Below are 18636 nucleotides of genomic sequence, written 5' to 3'. Positions count from 1 at the left end.
TTACAATTTTTCCAAACCGCATAAGGGCACACCGATCACAGATGTCCTTGACAAAATCCATGTCATGCGAGACCACAATGAAGGTCTCTTCCATCTCTTCCCGTGCATGCATAATGGAATGCTTGACATCGACCTTGGTGATCGGATCCATCGTTCCGGTCGGTTCGTCTAATACAACAATATGCGGTTCACGAATAAGAACCTGAGCCAGAGCAACCCGGTGCCGTTCACCCTCGCTCAGGGTTGGGGGGAGACGATCCAGAATTTCACGGGCTTTTTCTTCTGTAAACCCAGCCATCTTCAGGGTTATGATCGCTTTTCGCATGGCAAGCTCCTTTGGGAACTCCAAACCGATGGCATCGGTCAGATTATCAAGGATAGTCCGGTGAGGGAAGAGATCATACTCCTGGTGAAGAAGACCGATATACTGTTTTGCCCGACCGCGAAGATCAAAACCGGGTTTGGTCATATCCACCCAGTCATCCCCTACAAGAACAATCAGATCTCCGCTCGTCGGTTCAATAACCCCCGCGATCATCTTGGAAAGCGTGGTCTTCCCGGCACCAGATGTACCAATAATCCCAAAGATCTCTTTGTGGTATACTTCAAACTGGACCATATCAACTGCCTTGATAAGGCCACGGTCAACAGAGATGTACCGCTTTGTAAGCTCCCGTGCCTTGAGGATCTCTTTTCCCAGTTCTATCTCACAGAACTTTTCAAGGTCAGAAAATCCCTCCATGAAGACACTCAGCACCTCTTCAGGAGTCCCCATCTTCTTTATCGAGCCATTTTCAAGAAGAATAGCCCTCGTGACCACGTCCTCGAGGATCTGGGTGAAGTGAGATGTCACCACCATGGACATCCCGGTACTTTTTGCCGCCTCTTCAAGCATATTGTGAACCAGGCTCGCCGTCCTTGGATCAAGGGTTCCGGTTGGTTCGTCGGCAAAAAGACAGAAAGGTTCCTTTGCAAGCTGGCGTGCCAGAACCACCCGCTGTTTTTCCCCTCCGGAGAGATCCCTGGCGATATGCATCATCCGGTGAGAAAGATGGACCTGATCGATGAGATCTGCTGCACGTCCTACGGCTTTTGTTGGCGGATATCCGATATCTTCAAGAGCGCGGAGAACATTATCAATGACACGATCATTCCCGTACAGAGCAAATGTCCGCTGGAACATGATCGCGTTTCGCTTCATGATCCGTCTTTTTAATATCTCATTTTCAGGGTCCCAGAAATCAATATCCCGTGAGACCATAACTCCGCCACATGCAGGACATGGCGCTCCGGCACGACTCTGTAAATCAACATATTCACAGGATTCACACAATGCCAGGTGGTAGATAATCTTCCCGGAGGTTGGAGGCTCATCCACACCACGGAGCAGGTGCATAAGGACGGTTTTCCCGGCGCCACTTCTGCCGATAATACCGAGTATTTCTCCTTCCTCAAGGCTAAAGGATATATTCTTCAGAACCTCCTTTCCGTCGAAGGCCATGGTAAGGTTATCAACCGTGATCAGGGGTCTCATCTTGCAAACACCTTTCGTAAGGTATGGTTAGCACTGATGTGTATTACATCTTTATTTCTGCATGCAATTTTTCACGATCGGCAAATTCAGTGTGTGATTATGACTTTTCCAGTACTGTCTGCAGAATTTTCGGAACTGCCTGAAGGTCGTGGATACGGTAATCTGCCTCTGATATCAATTCCTCTGGTTTTTCTGACTGCTGTTGATCACTCAGGATAGCAATATCAGCGGTACGCATTGCCCTGAGATCATTTACGGAATCCCCAACCATAGCGACCAGATCATAGTCATGCTGCAGATCCCGGACGATCCGCTCCTTGATTGCAGGAGTTGCCACCCCAAATACCTGATCCCGTGGTATCCCAAGGTAATCTGCCATTCGTTCAAGCTTTGCCTCCCGGTCTCCGGATGCGATGTAGGTAAAAATGCCCATATGATGAAGCGTGCGGATAGTCTCCCGTGCTCCCGGAAACGGTGTCCCTCCCGTCGCCACGCAGAACTCAATGGAATTATGGCCGGTATGTACAATAAGGCCGTTATTCAGTGCAACAACCTCCCGATCTTTTATCTCTTTCCAGATTATCCGCATACACTCCTGCATATCTCGGATCACTGCCCTGCTGTCACTATGCAGTATCGCCTGTATCGTCTCCTTTTCCACCACCTTCCTGGTACAGGATATACCAAACTCAATACCCTGTTCCCTGATATAGTCAGAAATCAGCATTTCAGGAGGTGCCTGTATATAATCCCGTGAATGACCATGCAGAACACACAAAACCCGGTCAGGATCTGCAAAGGTAAGCATGGTTGTCTCGATATTTTCAAGCATTTTACCAGTCAGTACCTCTTTTGCTATCCGATATGTCCTCAAGAGGGTTCCGGCACTATCAAACACAACTGCAACACGCATTGGCTCCATCACATAATACAGATTCAGAGCAGATAATACTCTCACCAGGCCTGCACTCATATGCCAAGGGTTATTCTGATACGAAAAAGAACAAGAGATATGACGCTTGAGGAGACTGCCGAGAAGATCAGGACCATGGAGATCAGGGGTGCAGGAAGAATCGCCCGGGCTGCGGCACAGGCGTTGCATGACTATTCCATGGAAGATGATTGTACAAATCTTGCCCTGTATCGCCAGAAGATGCATGCTGCTGCAGACCTTCTCATCTCCACCCGGCCGACTGCTGTGTCACTCCCGAATGCAGTAAACCTGGTCATGAAACCTCTTAAAAATGAAACCGATCTCAAAACTGCAAAACAAAATCTTGAGGAGCGGGCTCTTGCTTTCATCAGACGATCAGAAGAGGCAGTATCCAGAATAGGAACAATCGGAGCCAGACATATCAGGGATGGTGATGTCGTCCTGACGCACTGCAATTCAGAAGCTGCGCTTGCGTGTATTCTAAAGGCACATCAGCAGGGCATGGATATCGAAGTCTATGCAACTGAAGTCAGACCCAGAAACCAGGGGCATATCACGGCACAGACATTATCTGATGCAGGAATTAAAACAAATTTTATTGTTGATTCCGCGGCCAGATACTTTATGAAAGAAGTAGATCTCTGCATAACCGGTGCTGATGCGATAACCGTAAACGGTTCGATCATCAACAAGATTGGAACCTCACAGATTGCCCTTGCAGCTCATGAGGCACGGGTGAGTTTTCTTGTCGCAGCAGAGACATACAAATTTGCCCCCTGTACTATCCTGGGAGAGCGTATTCTCATCGAGGAACGTTCACCTGATGAGATCCTGCCAGCCGGCATGAGAAAAAACCTCCCCAATGTGACGGTACGAAACCCCACTTTTGATATCACCCCTGCAGATTATGTCGATCTTATTATAACCGAGGCCGGAGTTTATCCTCCAGAGATGGCATATACCATCATCAGGGAACAACTCCACTGGGATACCGAGGAGATGAACTCTGACTTTCCCTATTGTGAGGAAGAATAAGATGAAAGACGTTATTGCAACATATTATTTCAGGCCACGGGAGGGAGTCACCCCGGAATGGGCCGCACAGGCGATTGCAGAAGAACAGACCACCGGGACATGGACCGATATATCAACACGGCAAAGCTATGTTCATTATCTTGACGGCGAGGTCGGATATATCCGGCCTCATGGTCAGGGATATGTCTGCACCATCCAGTATCCACACGAGATCTTTGAACCCGGTAATATTCCCCAGTACCTCTCCGTTCTTGCGGGAAACCTCTTCGGTCTCTCCCGTATAGCGGCAGTCAGACTGCTAGACGTGGAGTTTTCACGTGAGATTGTTCCCTTTCAGGGCCCGAAATTCGGCATTGAGGGAGTCAGGAAACTGGTCGGAACCGTCGACAGACCCCATGTCGGAACAATTATCAAACCAAAAGTTGGTTTAAACCCAAAAGATACCGCAGCTGTTGCCTACGAGGCAGCAATTGGCGGGGTGGATCTTATCAAGGATGATGAGACTCTGACAGATCAGACGTTCTGCCCGCTTGGAGAGCGACTCCCTCTGATCATGGAGCAACTTGACACGGTAAAGAGTGAGACAGGTCGCACCGTTCTGTATGCGGTAAACATATCTACCGCAGGAGATCGGATCGTCGAGCGTGCACGTGAGGCGGCGAGGATGGGTGCAAATATGCTTATGATTGATGTCATTGTCTGTGGATTTGACGCTGTCAGGGCCGTTGCTGAGGAACCGGGCATCAATCTTCCCATTCATGTCCATCGCACCATGCATGCGGCAATTACCAGAAACCGGGAACATGGAATTGCAATGCGACCCATATGCCGCCTGGTCCGGATGCTTGGCGGAGACCAGTTACATACCGGCACGGTGTCAGGAAAGATGGAACATGATATCACTGAATTGCGCGGTGATAATCTGGCGCTGACTGAACCATTCTTTGATCTCAAACCGGTATTCCCAGTCGCTTCAGGCGGACTGCATCCGGGAGGGGTCCATAAAGAAGTCAGTATGCTCGGCAGAGATATCATCCTCCAGGCAGGAGGCGGGATTCATGGTCATCCGGAGGGAACCAGGGCAGGGGCTGCAGCCATGCGACAGGCGGTTGATGCTGCCGTAGCAGGCATCGATCCGGCAACCTATGCAGCAGATCATCCTGAGCTGAAACGGGCACTGGATAAATGGGGAATTGCATAACTGATATACATGGAAATACCATTTGTCAAACTCCACGGAAACGGGAATGACTTTATCCTGATCGACGAATATGCAGGGGAAAAGATCCCTGATGACATGAAAGCGCATTTTGCAGCGGTATACTGTGACCGGAAGTTCGGAATTGGTGGGGATGGAGTCCTGTTTCTCCTGAAATCAGAAGATGGTATCAGGATGCGTCTTATGCAGCCTGACGAGAGCGAAGCAGAGATGTGCGGGAACGGTATCCGCTGTCTGGCCAAATATGCCTTTGACAAAGGATATGTAAAAAGTCCCTGCATTATTCAGACACTGGCCGGACCGGTCATGGTAAAGATGGAATATGATGCAGACGGGGACTTTATGGCAGAGGTGGAGATGACTCCCCCGATATATGATAGTCCGGGGATTCCTGCAAAAGGAAATGGTGATTTTCATGAGATCATCAACGGGTACGAGGTTTTTGCAGTGAACACCGGGGTTCCCCATGCAGTCGTCTTTGTCAGGGATCTGGAAACGGTAGATATCATGAAACTGGCCCCCCCAATAAGGCACAGCCAGTTCTTCCCCTCCGGCGCAAATGTAAATTTTGTTGAGGTAACAGGAGAAAATTCCATAAAAATCAGGACTTTTGAACGGGGAGTTGAGGCCGAGACCCTGTCGTGTGGTACGGGAGCTACGGCCTCTGCTGCCATTGCGTACCGTCTGTCAAAAACCGGCCCTGTTGTTGAAGTAGAGACGATCGGTGGACCTCTGACAATAACCATCAATACCAGTACCTATATGAAAGGACCTGCAGACACTGTTTTTTCCGGGGTTCTTACCTTTGAGGAATAATTTATCCTCTGTTTTTTGAATAATATCCCGCGATCTTTCCTGCTGTCAGGGCAAGTAGCAAAAACCCGCACACCGATCCGATCATAAGGAGGACCATAGAGAGGGGAGATGAGCCAAATGAACTCGCTCCTCTTCCGATAAGAAGAAGCACCCCCTCAGGAATTGCCCTGGCAAAGGATGCGTGAAGAAGGGCAGGATCAGAAACAGCAGTCCTGCTGATCCATCCGGAGAGATGGAGACCGGTTCCCAGTATGATTCCGCCGGTCATAAGAAGTGCTGTACTGCCACTTACGATATCCATGATACTGCCCTCTGTCATAACCAGCTTCTGAAACAGATATCCTGCCTGGTGGATAAGGAACAGAAGAAGGAAGAATTCTGCGGGCAGAAAAAGAGAGGACGCAGCCGGCCATACAGAAACCCAGAATGTCTCCACGGCGATGAGAGCCAGAATGCAGGAGAGCAGAAACCGCCTGCGGTTCCCCCTCATCCCATATATCCCGAAAACAAAGAGCAATGTCAGAAATATTAAAATTATTGGCCGGGATGATGGCTCAGCCGGCAGTACCGGCACGATAATGACCATGGGTACGAGCGCCATGAAGAATACAGGTAGATCATGCCAGGGCTGGTTTCTTCGATTTTCGAAGGGTTCATTGGTATCCGGAAAGTGCCGGATGATGTCCATAACAGTATTTTTCCTTCTCCGCTGATGAACCACTCGGAAAGAGATGAATATCTTTAATGCAAAGTGCGGGTAATCATGAGATACCGGAATTTGGATATTTATGGTCGATAGTATCAGTGACAAAGAGGCTGAACGATGGAAATCTGAGGGTATACGGTATGCCACGAGTCAGAAATTTGAGGATGCGATTCATTGTTTTGAAAAGGCACTCTCATTAAATCCGGTTGATGAAGAGGTATATTTTCAGAAGGGCCTTGCGTTTATGAACCTTATCCGGTACCAGGAAGCAGTGGAAGCTTTTGAGGAAGCATTAAAGTTAAATGATAAGGATGCTCGGTACTGGCTCTATATGGGGATTAACTATTTTTTTATGGGTCGATACAGCAAAGCGATCCCCTGTTTCAACATGGTGCTGGAGATAGAACCTGCAAATCTTCATGCATTAAGTAACAAGGGATCCGCTCTTGCGGAGATTGACCGGCATCAGGAGGCAGTCGAATGTTTTGACCGGATTTTGGAGCTGATGCCGGGTGATGTCAATGCTCTCTTTAATAAAGGGATCAGTCTCATGAAACTGAAGCACTATAAAACTGCGATCGGGTGCTTTAAGGAGATCTTAAAAAAGGATCCCCAGGACTCAGATGCGTGGTTTGAGCTTGGCAACTGTCTTTCAAAAACTGATAACTGTAAAGAGGCAATCAAGTGTTTTGACCGGGTCATACGGATTGAACCAAATCATGCAGAGGTATATGACGCAAAAGTGGAATGCCTCCGCAGCCTTGGCTTAAACGACGAGGCTGATGACCTCATCGCAAAGCGTGAGATGGACGAGTGGTAACATTCATCAGCCATATGAATATCTAAACCTTTATTTCCCTCTTTCTCCTATGCAATAGGTTGGATGAGTTGTACAATAATCGTGGGTGGAAATTTTGGTGATGAAGGAAAGGGAAAGATTGTATCCCATGTCGCTCACCAGGACCGCCCGACAATAATTACCCGGGGAGGTGTGGGGCCGAATGCCGGACATACCGTGATGGTGGGCGAGAAAAAATTCGGTGTCCGCATGTGCCCGTCCGGTTTTGTCTATCCGGATGCACGATTGATGATTGGTACCGGTGTTTTAGTGGATCCACGGGTATTTCGGCACGAGATCGAGGTCCTTGGAGTGGAGGGGAGGATATTCCTTGACAAACGGTGTGCTATCATTGAAGAATCGCATATCCAGGAGGATAAAACCAATACTCACCTTTCTCAGAAGGTAGGCTCAACCGGGACCGGATGTGGGCCGGCAAACAGGGACCGTGCCATGCGGGTGGCCAGACTTGCGCGTGATCTTCCGGAATTACAACCCTATCTTGTTGATGTTCCTTTGGAGGTCAATACCGCTCTGGATAACGGAGAGAATGTTGTGATCGAAGGGACACAGGGATTTGGAATCTCGCTTTATTTCGGCTCATATCCTTTCGTAACCAGTAAAGACACGTGTGCCGCCCAGATGGCTGCGGACAACGGTGTAGGTCCGACCAGGGTCGATGAGGTGATTGTGGTGTTCAAGGCCTTTCCGACACGGGTGGGGGAAGGACCGTTCTCGACTGAGATGTCCAGTGAGAAGGCACATGAAAAAGGAATCCAGGAGTTTGGAACAGTCACCGGAAGAGAGCGGCGTATTGGAACCTGGGATGGAGAGATGGCACGATATGCGGCGATGGTAAACGGATGCACCCAGGCAGCAATTACCGGTATTGATCACGTGGATCCCTCCTGCTTTGGAGCAACCAAATACTCACAGCTCACTAAAACGGCAAAGGATTTCTTAAAACAGGCTGAGGAGGATATTGGCGCACCAGTCACCCTCATCTCCACCGGCCCTGAACTCACCCAGATTATCGATATACGGGATGAATACGAATGAAACGCGAATTATATGACATACTCTGCTGTCCGGTCTGCAAGGGCGATCTTGAACTGAAGGTAACAGAAGAGAATGATATTGAGATCATTACCGGATCTCTCATCTGCCATGCCTGCTCAGTCACGTATCCTATTGAAGACGGCATTCCAAATCTTCTTCCCCAGAACGTTTAAGTCTGATGATCCTTCAAATACCGGTTCTTTTTTGTGCTCTTCTTATTGACCGCATATTCGGAGATCCGAAAACGTCACTCCACCCGGTAGCCCTGATCGGGCGGTTTATTGGTTGGTGGGGAAGACCGGAGCGATATTCACCTGGCCTTCAACGGGGGATTGGTGTTGTGGGGTGGCTGAGTACAGTATGTGTGTTCACCGTGCCATTCGCTCTCTTTCAAATAGTTGCTCCCTGGTACATCTATCTCATCGGAGCGCCAGTTCTCCTCAAGTTCTGCTTTGCCTGGAGAGCACTGGAAGAACATGCAGAGGCAGTTGTATGTGCAGCATCAGAAGAGGAACGGGCGTTGCAAGCATCTCTTCTGGTATCCCGCAACACCAGTCTCCTGACCGAAGAGCAGACCCTTTCCGCAGCCTTTGAATCCGTTGCTGAAAACCTGAATGACAGTATCATCGCTCCCCTGTTCTGGTTTCTCATCCTTGGGCTTCCAGGTGCCGCCATATACCGGGCGGTTAACACCATGGACGCAATGCTGGGCTATACCGATGAACGAAAACGCCTGGGATGGTGTGCTGCCAGGATGGATGATATCTTCTCATATATACCTGCACGAATCTGCGGCCTTGTCCTGATTATTATATACTCCCTCAAAGGGCGATTCAGACCTGCCTATAACACCCTTCTTCGTGACCGGAAAAAGCGTCCTGGATTGAACGGGGGTATCCCGATGTCCCTGATCGCCGGAGGGGAGGGCATCCTGTTTGAAAAACCCAACGTATACCGGATTGGAGAGCAGATAACCACCCTCCGGAACGCAGGGCCTTCAATTATCAGGACGGTCCGCCTTTCAACCCTTCTTTTTTGCCTGTTTGGCGCTATCGCACTAGTATTATTGGACGGTGCACCTAACATATACGGAATATGATACTTGAAGACCTCCGGTTCGGCACCGAACTTATTAAACGGGGATTTGCTTCCATGCAGAAAGGAGGCGTCATTATGGACGTGGTATCTGCCGAACAGGCCGGTATTGCAGAGGACGCAGGAGCGGTCGCGGTCATGGCCCTCGAACGTGTTCCTGCAGATATCAGGGCAGCGGGTGGTGTTGCCCGGATGGCTGACCCAAAGAAGATAGTTGAGATCATGGATGCCGTCTCCATACCGGTCATGGCAAAAGCAAGAATCGGACATTTTGTCGAGGCACAGGTGCTTGAGGCCCTGGGTGTTGACATGATCGATGAATCAGAGGTTCTGACACCGGCTGATGAGGAATATCATATCGATAAGACAAAATTTACCGTTCCCTTTGTGTGTGGTGCAAGAAACCTGGGTGAGGCACTTCGCAGAATTAACGAGGGAGCAGCCATGATACGGACCAAAGGGGAGGCAGGAACCGGAAATGTTGTTGAAGCAGTGCGCCACAACCGGGCCATCATGTCAGAGATCAGAAAACTCAACGGGATGGAGGAGACTGAGCTGATAAAACGGGCACGGGAACTTGAGGCACCGGCCGATCTTCTGATTGAGACTGCAAAACGCCAGCGTCTTCCGGTTGTAAACTTTTCTGCCGGGGGAATTGCAACCCCTGCAGATGCAGCGCTGATGATGCAGCTGGGAAGTGACGGTGTATTTGTCGGCTCAGGCATTTTTAAATCCGAACAACCGGAGCTCATGGCAAAGGCAATCGTCGAAGCGGTACATCATTACCATGAACCTGCCGTGATCGCAGAGGTTTCCAAAGGTCTTGGGAACGCAATGCGTGGCCTTGATATCCATGCCATTCCACCTGAAGAGGTGCTCTCAACCCGTGGCTGGTAATGCTGCGGTTGGGATCCTGGCACTCCAGGGGGATGTATCTGAACATATATCTGCATTTGAGTCGGCCATACGGAACCTGGGACTGAGCATCCCGGTGATTCCGGTCAGGCGGGCTGAAGACATACCCCATCTGATTGCACTTGCCATTCCAGGTGGTGAATCCACCACCATCATGCGGCTGATTGATCAGAACGGGATGAGAAGACCAATACAACAGTTTGAAGGCGGGATTTTTGCCACCTGTGCGGGGATGGTGGTGGCCGCACGCGATCTCGTCAATGAAACGCGGTTTACCCCTCTTGATCTGATTGATATCACCGTGAACAGAAATGCGTTTGGAAGACAACGGGAATCATTCGAAGCAGATATTCCCTTCAATGGATTTGATACCCCATTTCACGCGGTATTTATACGGGCACCTGTTATCACCAGGGTCGGGCCTGATGTTACTATCCTTGCAGAAATTCCACAGGGCATTATCGCGGTGAAAAAAGGAAAAAAACTCATCCTCTCCTTTCACCCGGAGATCAGTCATGACCTTAGAATGCATGAGTATTTCCTGAATGAGATTCTAACCAAAAATTAATTATTTTGCCTTCCCCTGGTTTTTAACGGCCTCCATAGCGGCTTTTACCTTCTCCTCATCGCCCAGGTAGTAATGCCGCACCGGTTTGAGTTCATCATCCAGTTCATACACCAGTGGTATCCCTGTTGGAATATTCAGATCAGAGATGTCTGCATCAGATATGGAATCAAGGTGTTTGACCAGTGCACGGATACTATTTCCATGAGCAGTGATCAGAACCCGTCTGCCAGACCTGATTACCGGTGCTATCTCATCGTTCCAGTACGGGATGAACCGTGCAACGGTATCCTTCAGACATTCGGTCATGGGCAGATCGCGTTGGTCAATCTCCCGATACCTTCGGTGATAGGAAGGATTATCCAGGTTATCCGGAGAGTATGCAGGAGGGCGGATGTCATAGCTTCTTCTCCAGATATGAACCTGCTCTTCACCATACTTCTCAACGGTCTCCGTCTTGTTCAGACCGGTGAGTGCCCCGTAATGCCGTTCATTCAGGCGCCATGTCGGAATGACTGGTATCCACATGAGATCCATCTCGTCCTGGATAATCCAGAGGGTCCTGATGGCACGTTTCAGGACAGAGGTGTATGCAATATCAAAATCAAACCCCTGCTCCTTAAGGGTCCTGCCTGCTGTCCGTGCCTCTTCGATACCCTGGGGGGAGAGATCGATATCACGCCATCCGGTAAACCGGTTTTCCCGGTTCCAGAGGCTTTCTCCATGACGAATCAGAACCAGTGTATACATAACAACTCACCTAACCATGGGTAATACAATCGGTTAATCTATCTGGAAAGGTTTTATGGGAACGCTCTCCAATCATCAGTTATGACCATTCGTACCGGATGGGTGCTGATGATAATATTCATTGCTGTTATGCTCCCAGCTCATGCAGCGGTGAATATTACATCTGAGGGACTGATCGTGAGTGAGACCGGATATGCGGGGGGTTCACTTACGGTGATTGAAGTGGTAAAAAATGCAGGAGATGATGACAGCGGGCCGGTGACCATCTCCTATTATCTGGTAAATGAAAGTGAGGGGAGTGCAAAACGGGTACCGATAGGAACAGCGGATCTTGATTCGATCACATCCGGCGGGGATTATTCAAGTGTAAAGACCTTCCTTTTACCGCTTGACCTGGCTGATGGGGCATACAAATTTGTCAGGGAGATCATGGGAAAAGAGTCGACCCCGGTCCAGCAGAAAACGATACGAATCACTGACCCGCTCCCTGATGGCAGTGCAGCCGATCTTGTGGGATCTGGACTTATCATCCCTTCCCATGCAGGACCGGGCGATCAGATTCGGGTGATTACTGCCGTAGAGAACCGTGGAGGAACAGATGCTGGAAAATTCTATGTCGACCTCTACCTGACAAACCGATCAGTTCAGACCGCTGAACCACTGCTTCTTGGGACATGGGAGGTCGGATCTGTTCCGGCAACCGGCCAGGCAAGCTCGACCCGGACTTTTACCATTCCCCGTGAAATTCTTGCAGGCGAGTATGGAGTTCTCATGGATGTAGATCCGGGCAATCTGATACCTGAAAGCAATGAGGAGAATAACGACTGGTACCGGGACGGGATGATCCGAATTATCGCCGGAGGGCCACAGACGATTGCACCCCCCGTCTTCATCAACACCACTACATCCATAGTAATGATAAACCAGGATCAGGGGCTCCAAAACCAGTCCTGATTCCTCACCCTTTCTGTTCATAGATGCACCACCGCATACTTTATAGTGAACCACATGTTATACTATATTGGTAAATTGAGATCGCAGTGGATATCTTCCGTAAGCAGATTATTCTCATTCTCTTTTTTCTTCACGTTTAGATAGGGGGCCGGCTATTTCCGGTCCCCGGTATTGACATTCACTGACAGTTTACCGGAGGTTCGATAAACATGTTCTCAGTATTTGGTATAACAGACCCTGCAATCTGGATGGGGTACGCATTAGCGATTGGTCTCGCACTCGCCTGTATTGTGTACGGAGCGATGAACTGGAATAAGGGGGGCAGAGACCATGGCAGTTGACCCTGTTGTAACCATCATCCTTGTACTGGTGTATGTTGCGATTACCCTGGTGCTTGGATATCTTGGGTACAGAAAGACCATTCATGCAGAGGATTACCTGCTTGCCGGCAGGGACAGCCACCCGGTGATCATTGCCCTGTCCTATGGTGCGACATTCATCTCAACATCAGCCATTGTGGGATTTGGTGGTGTTGCAGCAAACCTTGGAATGGGCCTCATATGGCTGACAGTCTTTAATATCGGGGTTGGCATTCTCCTTGCATTCGTTCTCTTTGGAAAGAAGACACGGGAAAAGGGAGCAGAGACCGGGGCAGTTACATTCCCGGACCTTATGGGAAAGATCTTTCATACGACAAAACTCCAGTTCATCAGTGGGATCATCATCCTCCTTGGCATGCCACTTTATACCGCTGCTGTTTTAATCGGAGGGGCACGGTTTCTGGAAACGACACTCAATATCTCATATACCACAGCATTGATTGGATTTGCAGTAATTGTTGCACTGTATGTCATTTATGGTGGTCTCATCGCCGTCATGTACACCGATGCATTCCAGGGAGCCATTATGCTTATCGGTATGACGATACTTCTGGTGCTGACCTACATATTTGTCGGAGGAGTCACCGCAGGGAACTCGGCACTTGCAGCCATGGCAGACCTAGTCCCTGATACACTTGCCAGTCAGGGAATGACCGGATGGGCATCAATGCCCGATCTTGGATCACCAATCTGGTTTACCCTTATCACCACCCTTGTCCTCGGTGTTGGCATCGGAGTGCTTGCCCAGCCCCAGCTGGTGGTCAGGTTCATGACTGCACGGGAGAACCGGGCACTCAACCGGGCAGTTCTGGTAGGGGGGCCATTCATCCTCATGATGACCGGTGTGGCCTTTACCGTTGGTGCTCTGACCAATGTCTACTTCTATCAGCATATGGGCAAGATTGCAATCGATGCAGCAGGAGGTAATGTCGATTCAATCATTCCGCTGTACATTAATACGGCAATGCCAGACTTGTTTGTCATCATCTTTATGCTGACACTGTTGTCTGCTGCGATGTCCACCCTCTCATCACTCTATCACACGATGGGAACAGCGCTCGTCTGTGATATCTGGGGACGGGGACAGCGATGTGCCATGTCACTTCGGGCAAACCAGATCGGGTGTATCATTATGATGATTCTGAGTGTGATTCTTGCTCTTGCCATGCCGGCGAGTATTATTGCACGGGCAACTGCGATGTTTATGGGTCTGTGTGCCTCGGCATTTCTTCCGCCATTTGCAGTTGGTGTGTACTCGAAACACCCCTCCCGTACCGGCGCTCTGGTAAGTATGATTGTTGGTGCATGTATCTGGTTCTTTTATACGGTGTTCATTCATACCGCAGAGGCAAAGGCTCTTGGGATCTCCCAGTTCCTGACCGGATCAGTAACAATACTTGGTGCACCCTGGACCGTGATAGATCCACTGGTCATTGCACTGCCGATATCACTCATTGTGATGGTTTTGTTCCAGGTTCGTGAACGGGGTCTGGGGGATAAAACCGGATAACCCGGGGATAAATTCTTTTTTTGAAATAACCTTACATCCCCTCTTATTTTCATAAAATCTGATGGTTTTGAGAGTTCAGGAACCTTTTTATATATAAGGAAAAAATTTGACCTTTGAACAATAATATCCGGTCATATAATGGTACGGAGGGATGACCATGAATTTCAGAACAGTATTGATCCTGATATTTATCCTATCAGTACTGACATTTCCCGTTTTTGGAGCAGAACTCACGAAAATTTTTGGGAGTGTCCCGAGAATGGGAGTAAATCAGGTAACTATTGACAATTCAGCAAATGAAAAGGAAGCGGTCATAGTATTTAAGGAGATCAACTGGCCGATACCATTCGCCGTATACCTTGGTTCCCATCAATCAGGCACATTAAAGGTACCCACAAAATCATACCAGATATATTACACACTTGGATATAACTGGAACGAAGCGGATAAACGATTTATGAGCCAGCCAGAATATTTTATGATTAACGGCATTTTTAATGCCGGAGAATCCGGCACGATCCATGAGGAGAAAACACAACCTCAAAAAACGATTATTGGGACCTATATTGACGAATATAATGTGACCCGGTACATTACTGCTGAATCAGATCCTGCCGAGTGGAAATGGGCAGAAAGTTATATCCCACTCTTCCCGACTGCTGATTCAGAATTTTCTTCGGTATCAATAAACCCGGCAGAATTTCCCCTTACCTAAAAAGGAAGCCCTTTTTTTGTATTCACTCCTTGAATAAAGTTCATGATATAAATATTTTGAAATACTTGTGCATCTTCCGCTAAGAATTTCCCCAACGGTTTCAGATTTTTCTGCGGATACATGCTGCACAGATCCTTGGGCCAGGAAACGACTGATTCGTCAGTGCCGGAAATTGAATAATACAATTATCCAGGGTTCAGGTCCTGAGAGATTCTGGTTTTCCAGTTCGGAAAATCGTTCCTCTAAAAAACCCTGATTCTATCTGATTTTGTTTCGAACGTTATCCAAACAGGCAGAAAAAAATTTAGATATAGGGGTTGCGAAGACCCTTCTTGACACCAAAGGTTGCCCGGTGTTCGAGTTCCTTCTGGTTCTTGGTGATCTTCTCGGTTGCAAGCTTGGTGACAAGCTCAAGACCAGGCTTGACACTCTCAATCGGCTTAGTCTCAAAGACACCAGCAGCGACTGCTTTGTTCCAGATATTTTCTCCATTGGTGTTCCGGATAAACACAGTGGACCATCCATCAGGGGTTCCGACTGAACCGGTGGAGATGTCAGCAAGGTTTGCCACGTAGTCAAGACAGACATGACATCCTGGCTGTTCGTATTTGTGAGTAAGTTTGAGCGGAATCTGGGAGACTGCACCACGGTTGGTGTATGCCCAGTACTTCCCCTTTCCGATATCGGTCTTCTTGAGTGAGTGCAGATCAACATTGCAGTGGTCCTGCACGATCTGGGTCATGCTCTGATATGAGAAGTTCTCCATACAGAAGATACCCATAGCAAGAGCAATCTTGTCACATACATCACGAAGTCCGATCGGGTAGAGCTGTGCTTTTCTGAGCGCCTGGATCTGGCAGGGAGTTCCGACGATACCGACCTTGTCAAGACCATACTTGCGTACAGACTCTTTCAGGACAGACATATTCGGACATACATTGTATCTGGTTCCCCGGGAAGACAGGATCTCTTCCGGAGTGGTTGCCACGATCGGTTTTGGCTGCCATGGCTTTTCTCCCTGGCCTGCAACGATTGCACCATCAATGATTCCCTCTTCAAGTGCATAGAGGAACATTGAGGTGACAATCCCGCCATCCTGGGAGCAGCGCAGGACTTCTGCATTGGTGCTGCGGGCAGCGACTGCAGTTTTGTATTTGCCAAGATAATCCATGATTAGTTCCCTCCCGGATTCATGGCACCATTAATGGCAGTGATAATGGTCTCATACTGGTTCACAACATCAAAGCTATAGAATGCACGCGGACATGCTGCATAACAGGCACCACATTTGATACACATATCACGCTCAATGTTTGGCTTGCCTTCCTGCATGGTGATAGCATAGACCGGACATGAAGTGGCACAGGTTCCACAGCCCATGCACAGACCCTGGTTGATAACCTTGGTCATGATGTCACAGCCACAGGCCTCGCTGCTGGTTGCCTTGCTTCCCTCACTGGCAAGTGCCATAAGCGGTGCGAGGTATGCCTTTGCAAGAGCCTGCTGTTCTGCATTCCCTTTCAGGAGCAGGTATGCCATAACGCAGACATTTCTGATCTGCTGGGGGCATGGTGCACAACCGGGGATATAGACATCCACATCGATGACGTCACCGATGGGGACGAATCCCTCGTGCTGTGGCTGGTTCCATTGTCCACCACGGCAGAACCGGGTGATGTTCCCGTATGCTGCACAGCCACCGAGAGCAACAACGACTGCTGCTTTCTCACGGGTTTCCTTAATTTCTTCTACAGACAATTCATCCTGCAGACAGACTGACCCCTCAACCAGTGCGACATCCATCTTTGGAATGTGACGTGCATCGGCAAGAGTTAAACAATATACGAGGTCAGCGTAATTGTCAAGGATGGTGAATAACCCCTCGTAGTTATCGGCGAGGGAGACAAGACATCCTGTACACCCACTCATGTGTACATGTCCGACTGTTATTTTGTTAGCCACAGGCCTTTCCTCCTTCTTAGGTTCTTCTTTCGCAATCGGTTCAGATACTGGAGCTTTAGGTGCCTGCGATTTCGGAGCAGGTTCCTTCTTCTCCTTCTTCCCGAAGATCAATGATAGTAGTCCCATGATTTACCCCAATCATTTTCAGCACGAGCTGTACTGTCCTTGGGATCGCTTCTGTTACCTCTTCGGAGAGCCCTATCTCAAATTCTGGTTCAGAAACCCGCTTTGGCTGACACCCGATGATATCAATCTTCACCCGGTGTTTCAGCTGATGGATGGGTTCAGTCAAATCCCAGGAATGAGCATCCCGGTATTTTCCCGGTGGCAGATCATCAGGGCTGATAATCGCAATATCCCCAGGTTTCCCTCCGAAATCAGCAATATCAATGATGATGAGGTGTTTAACCGGCTCATCCGATTGCGCAAGAAGCGTAAAGAGGAAATGCGGGCCACCGAGGCCTGCATCTATTACCTTTACATTCTCGGGCAGGTCGAGTTTCTGAAGTTCCTCGACTACGGCCGGTCCGAACCCATCATCCGCAAAGAGCGGGTTTCCGCACCCGCAGATTACGATCTCCTGGAACAGCATGCGCAGGGCACTCTCACTGGACGAGCTTCTGGGCGACAATCTTCTTGCTCTCGTCAACTACCAGCATGTGGGTAGCACAGGACACACAGGGGTCATATGCACGCATGATGACCTCGGCAAGCTGCCATGGTGCTCCCTCGAGAGCCCGACTGCAGGTCGGGAAGTTCCATGTGGTCGGAACAAGAAGGGTGTACTCCTGAACTTTTCCATCCTTGACACGGGCAAGGTGAACATCACAACCACGTGGTGCTTCGTTTGCATTCCATCCAAGGCTGCCATCTCCTTGTGGAATCTCGTCTGCAAGGACTGATCCATTGCAGTCAAGAGCATCACAGGCTTCGATCATGGTGTAGAGACAGTCCGGATACTCCATCTGCCTGGCAATCTGCAGACCCATGGCTCCCTTACGGTCATAGTTCTTGAAGATGGTCAGTCGTGCACGTGGACCGACTTCAACGGGCTGGCCATCATAGAGCGGAACGGAGGTACAGGCCTGCATCTGTGGCCAGGTCTTGGTTCCTACCTTAGTAGTTCCACCGACTGGATAGTCTGCATCTTCAAGACTAATCTCGAGTTCTCCCTGGTACCAGTGGTATGGTGAAACATCGGTCCACCGGTCCGGATCCCACTTTGGTTCAAAGTCAAGGCTTGAACTGTCAAAGACAGGGTCTACTGCCATGTAACCCTGGTCATGCCATCCGAACTTCTCCGGAATCTCGACTTCAGTCTTTCCGACAGTAACAGTGCCACGGTTCTCCCAGTTCTTCAGAACGGTGATCATGAACTCCATCTGAGCGATGGCAAGGGGGAGAGCTTCCTTGGCAAGGTCGTAGATCTTCTGTTTTGCCTGTGGAGAGATATTGTAGAACATACCTCCGACACGAGGGTTGCTCGGGTGAATGGCTTCTCCACCTGCGATCTCACCGACGGTCTGCCCGATCTCACGGAGACGCTGGATCCGCTTTGCAACGGTTCTGACTGGCTCTTCAGGGGTGAACGGGTTGATCTTGGTGTCTGTTCCTGGGATATACATATCCGGCAAAGTCAGAATGTTATG

At 49.3% G+C, this 18636-nt stretch carries 21 protein-coding genes; 13 read left to right on the top strand and 8 right to left on the bottom strand.

What is annotated here, in order from left to right; translation table 11 throughout:
• A partial coding sequence (gene atwA / locus PLA23_RS02400; RefSeq protein ID WP_324473851.1) for a methyl coenzyme M reductase system, component A2 occupies nt 1-1534 on the bottom strand: 1534 nt, incomplete at its 3' end.
• A gap of 97 nt (nt 1535-1631) precedes the next feature.
• Complete coding sequence (locus PLA23_RS02395; RefSeq protein WP_324329293.1) at nt 1632-2507, bottom strand: HAD family hydrolase; 876 nt, start codon at nt 2505-2507, stop codon at nt 1632-1634.
• 39 nt (nt 2508-2546) lie between these two features.
• Between PLA23_RS02395 and PLA23_RS02390 the strand changes: the two genes are divergently transcribed.
• The 3 genes from PLA23_RS02390 to dapF are packed head-to-tail and all read left to right on the top strand — an operon-like array spanning nt 2547 to nt 5538.
• Nucleotides 2547-3503 carry a ribose 1,5-bisphosphate isomerase gene (locus PLA23_RS02390; RefSeq protein ID WP_324329294.1) on the top strand — a complete coding sequence of 319 codons (957 nt, stop codon included), beginning with the start codon at nt 2547-2549 and terminating at the stop codon, nt 3501-3503.
• 1 nt (nt 3504) lies between these two features.
• Nucleotides 3505-4704 carry a RuBisCO large subunit C-terminal-like domain-containing protein gene (locus PLA23_RS02385; RefSeq protein ID WP_324473849.1) on the top strand — a complete coding sequence of 400 codons (1200 nt, stop codon included), beginning with the start codon at nt 3505-3507 and terminating at the stop codon, nt 4702-4704.
• 9 nt (nt 4705-4713) lie between these two features.
• The gene (gene dapF / locus PLA23_RS02380) at nt 4714-5538 is read left to right on the top strand and encodes a diaminopimelate epimerase (protein ID WP_324331572.1); all 825 of its coding nucleotides are present in this window, start codon (nt 4714-4716) and stop codon (nt 5536-5538) included.
• A 1-nt stretch (nt 5539) separates the two neighbouring features.
• Here the strand turns inward: dapF and PLA23_RS02375 are convergent, their stop codons facing one another.
• Entirely contained in the window at nt 5540-6139 is a 600-nt protein-coding gene (locus tag PLA23_RS02375) for a hypothetical protein (protein WP_324331575.1), read from the bottom strand.
• Between the two features lie 187 nt (nt 6140-6326).
• Here PLA23_RS02375 and PLA23_RS02370 point away from each other — a divergent pair, with 187 nt between their 5' ends.
• The 6 genes from PLA23_RS02370 (at nt 6327) to pdxT (ending at nt 10719) form a co-directional block, all read left to right on the top strand.
• A complete protein-coding gene (locus PLA23_RS02370) occupies nt 6327-7064 on the top strand; it encodes a tetratricopeptide repeat protein (protein WP_324331577.1) in 738 nt (245 codons plus the stop codon).
• A 63-nt stretch (nt 7065-7127) separates the two neighbouring features.
• Nucleotides 7128-8141, top strand: a complete 1014-nt coding sequence (locus PLA23_RS02365) for an adenylosuccinate synthetase (protein WP_324473847.1) — start codon at nt 7128-7130, stop codon at nt 8139-8141.
• Nucleotides 8138-8314: a methytransferase partner Trm112 gene (locus PLA23_RS02360; protein ID WP_324473846.1), complete on the top strand. Its 177-nt coding sequence runs from the start codon at nt 8138-8140 to the stop codon at nt 8312-8314. Before PLA23_RS02365 ends, PLA23_RS02360 begins: the two co-directional genes overlap by 4 nt.
• Nucleotides 8315-8319: 5 nt before the next feature.
• Nucleotides 8320-9240, top strand: coding sequence for an adenosylcobinamide-phosphate synthase CbiB (gene cbiB / locus PLA23_RS02355; RefSeq protein ID WP_324473844.1), 921 nt, complete (start codon nt 8320-8322; stop codon nt 9238-9240).
• A complete protein-coding gene (pdxS, locus tag PLA23_RS02350) occupies nt 9237-10133 on the top strand; it encodes a pyridoxal 5'-phosphate synthase lyase subunit PdxS (RefSeq protein ID WP_324473842.1) in 897 nt (298 codons plus the stop codon). The genes cbiB and pdxS overlap by 4 nt, the downstream gene beginning before the upstream one ends.
• On the top strand, nt 10123-10719 hold the full coding sequence (gene pdxT / locus PLA23_RS02345; RefSeq protein WP_324330636.1) for a pyridoxal 5'-phosphate synthase glutaminase subunit PdxT: 597 nt from the start codon (nt 10123-10125) through the stop codon (nt 10717-10719). The genes pdxS and pdxT overlap by 11 nt, the downstream gene beginning before the upstream one ends.
• Here the strand turns inward: pdxT and gpmA are convergent, their stop codons facing one another.
• Nucleotides 10720-11466 (bottom strand): 2,3-diphosphoglycerate-dependent phosphoglycerate mutase, encoded by a 747-nt coding sequence (gpmA, locus tag PLA23_RS02340; protein WP_324473841.1) that lies wholly within the window; start codon nt 11464-11466, stop codon nt 10720-10722. It lies immediately after the preceding gene.
• 108 nt (nt 11467-11574) lie between these two features.
• Here gpmA and PLA23_RS02335 point away from each other — a divergent pair, with 108 nt between their 5' ends.
• The 4 genes from PLA23_RS02335 (at nt 11575) to PLA23_RS02320 (ending at nt 15025) form a co-directional block, all read left to right on the top strand.
• Nucleotides 11575-12420, top strand: coding sequence for a CARDB domain-containing protein (locus PLA23_RS02335; protein ID WP_324330641.1), 846 nt, complete (start codon nt 11575-11577; stop codon nt 12418-12420).
• 209 nt (nt 12421-12629) lie between these two features.
• Nucleotides 12630-12761, top strand: coding sequence for a symporter small accessory protein (locus PLA23_RS02330; protein ID WP_324330643.1), 132 nt, complete (start codon nt 12630-12632; stop codon nt 12759-12761).
• Nucleotides 12751-14310: a sodium:solute symporter family protein gene (locus PLA23_RS02325; protein ID WP_324330646.1), complete on the top strand. Its 1560-nt coding sequence runs from the start codon at nt 12751-12753 to the stop codon at nt 14308-14310. The genes PLA23_RS02330 and PLA23_RS02325 overlap by 11 nt, the downstream gene beginning before the upstream one ends.
• A gap of 157 nt (nt 14311-14467) precedes the next feature.
• Nucleotides 14468-15025, top strand: coding sequence for a hypothetical protein (locus tag PLA23_RS02320; protein ID WP_324330648.1), 558 nt, complete (start codon nt 14468-14470; stop codon nt 15023-15025).
• Nucleotides 15026-15329: 304 nt separating this feature from the next.
• On the opposite strand, the gene frhB is transcribed toward PLA23_RS02320, so the two are convergent.
• From frhB to frhA, 4 genes are all read right to left on the bottom strand, one after another.
• Complete coding sequence (gene frhB, locus PLA23_RS02315) at nt 15330-16196, bottom strand: coenzyme F420 hydrogenase subunit beta (RefSeq protein ID WP_324330650.1); 867 nt, start codon at nt 16194-16196, stop codon at nt 15330-15332.
• 2 nt (nt 16197-16198) lie between these two features.
• Entirely contained in the window at nt 16199-16987 is a 789-nt protein-coding gene (frhG, locus tag PLA23_RS02310; protein WP_324473838.1) for a coenzyme F420 hydrogenase subunit gamma, read from the bottom strand.
• A gap of 55 nt (nt 16988-17042) precedes the next feature.
• Nucleotides 17043-17579 carry a coenzyme F420-reducing hydrogenase, FrhD protein gene (gene frhD, locus PLA23_RS02305; protein ID WP_324473836.1) on the bottom strand — a complete coding sequence of 179 codons (537 nt, stop codon included), beginning with the start codon at nt 17577-17579 and terminating at the stop codon, nt 17043-17045.
• Between the two features lie 13 nt (nt 17580-17592).
• Nucleotides 17593-18636, bottom strand: a 1044-nt coding sequence (frhA, locus tag PLA23_RS02300) for a coenzyme F420 hydrogenase subunit alpha (RefSeq protein ID WP_324473833.1), incomplete at its 5' end; no start/stop codon positions are given.

Source organism: Methanospirillum sp., from assembly GCF_035406105.1.
Classification (GTDB): domain Archaea; phylum Halobacteriota; class Methanomicrobia; order Methanomicrobiales; family Methanospirillaceae; genus Methanospirillum.
Note: the sequence above shows the minus strand (reverse complement) of the source record. Positions and strands in the feature narration are given on the sequence as shown.

Bases quoted from the DNA above. Each gene is read 5' to 3' on its own strand.
- PLA23_RS02395 (WP_324329293.1), bottom strand. From the start codon at position 2,507: ATGAGTGCAGGCCTGGTGAGAGTATTATCTGCTCTGAATCTGTATTAT.
- PLA23_RS02390 (WP_324329294.1), top strand. From the start codon at position 2,547: ATGACGCTTGAGGAGACTGCCGAGAAGATCAGGACCATGGAGATCAGG.
- PLA23_RS02385 (WP_324473849.1), top strand. From the start codon at position 3,505: ATGAAAGACGTTATTGCAACATATTATTTCAGGCCACGGGAGGGAGTC.
- dapF (WP_324331572.1), top strand. From the start codon at position 4,714: ATGGAAATACCATTTGTCAAACTCCACGGAAACGGGAATGACTTTATC.
- PLA23_RS02375 (WP_324331575.1), bottom strand. From the start codon at position 6,139: ATGGCGCTCGTACCCATGGTCATTATCGTGCCGGTACTGCCGGCTGAG.
- PLA23_RS02370 (WP_324331577.1), top strand. From the start codon at position 6,327: ATGGTCGATAGTATCAGTGACAAAGAGGCTGAACGATGGAAATCTGAG.
- PLA23_RS02365 (WP_324473847.1), top strand. From the start codon at position 7,128: ATGAGTTGTACAATAATCGTGGGTGGAAATTTTGGTGATGAAGGAAAG.
- PLA23_RS02360 (WP_324473846.1), top strand. From the start codon at position 8,138: ATGAAACGCGAATTATATGACATACTCTGCTGTCCGGTCTGCAAGGGC.
- cbiB (WP_324473844.1), top strand. From the start codon at position 8,320: ATGATCCTTCAAATACCGGTTCTTTTTTGTGCTCTTCTTATTGACCGC.
- pdxS (WP_324473842.1), top strand. From the start codon at position 9,237: ATGATACTTGAAGACCTCCGGTTCGGCACCGAACTTATTAAACGGGGA.
- gpmA (WP_324473841.1), bottom strand. From the start codon at position 11,466: ATGTATACACTGGTTCTGATTCGTCATGGAGAAAGCCTCTGGAACCGG.
- PLA23_RS02335 (WP_324330641.1), top strand. From the start codon at position 11,575: ATGATAATATTCATTGCTGTTATGCTCCCAGCTCATGCAGCGGTGAAT.
- PLA23_RS02330 (WP_324330643.1), top strand. From the start codon at position 12,630: ATGTTCTCAGTATTTGGTATAACAGACCCTGCAATCTGGATGGGGTAC.
- PLA23_RS02325 (WP_324330646.1), top strand. From the start codon at position 12,751: ATGGCAGTTGACCCTGTTGTAACCATCATCCTTGTACTGGTGTATGTT.
- PLA23_RS02320 (WP_324330648.1), top strand. From the start codon at position 14,468: ATGAATTTCAGAACAGTATTGATCCTGATATTTATCCTATCAGTACTG.
- frhB (WP_324330650.1), bottom strand. From the start codon at position 16,196: ATGGATTATCTTGGCAAATACAAAACTGCAGTCGCTGCCCGCAGCACC.
- frhD (WP_324473836.1), bottom strand. From the start codon at position 17,579: ATGCTGTTCCAGGAGATCGTAATCTGCGGGTGCGGAAACCCGCTCTTT.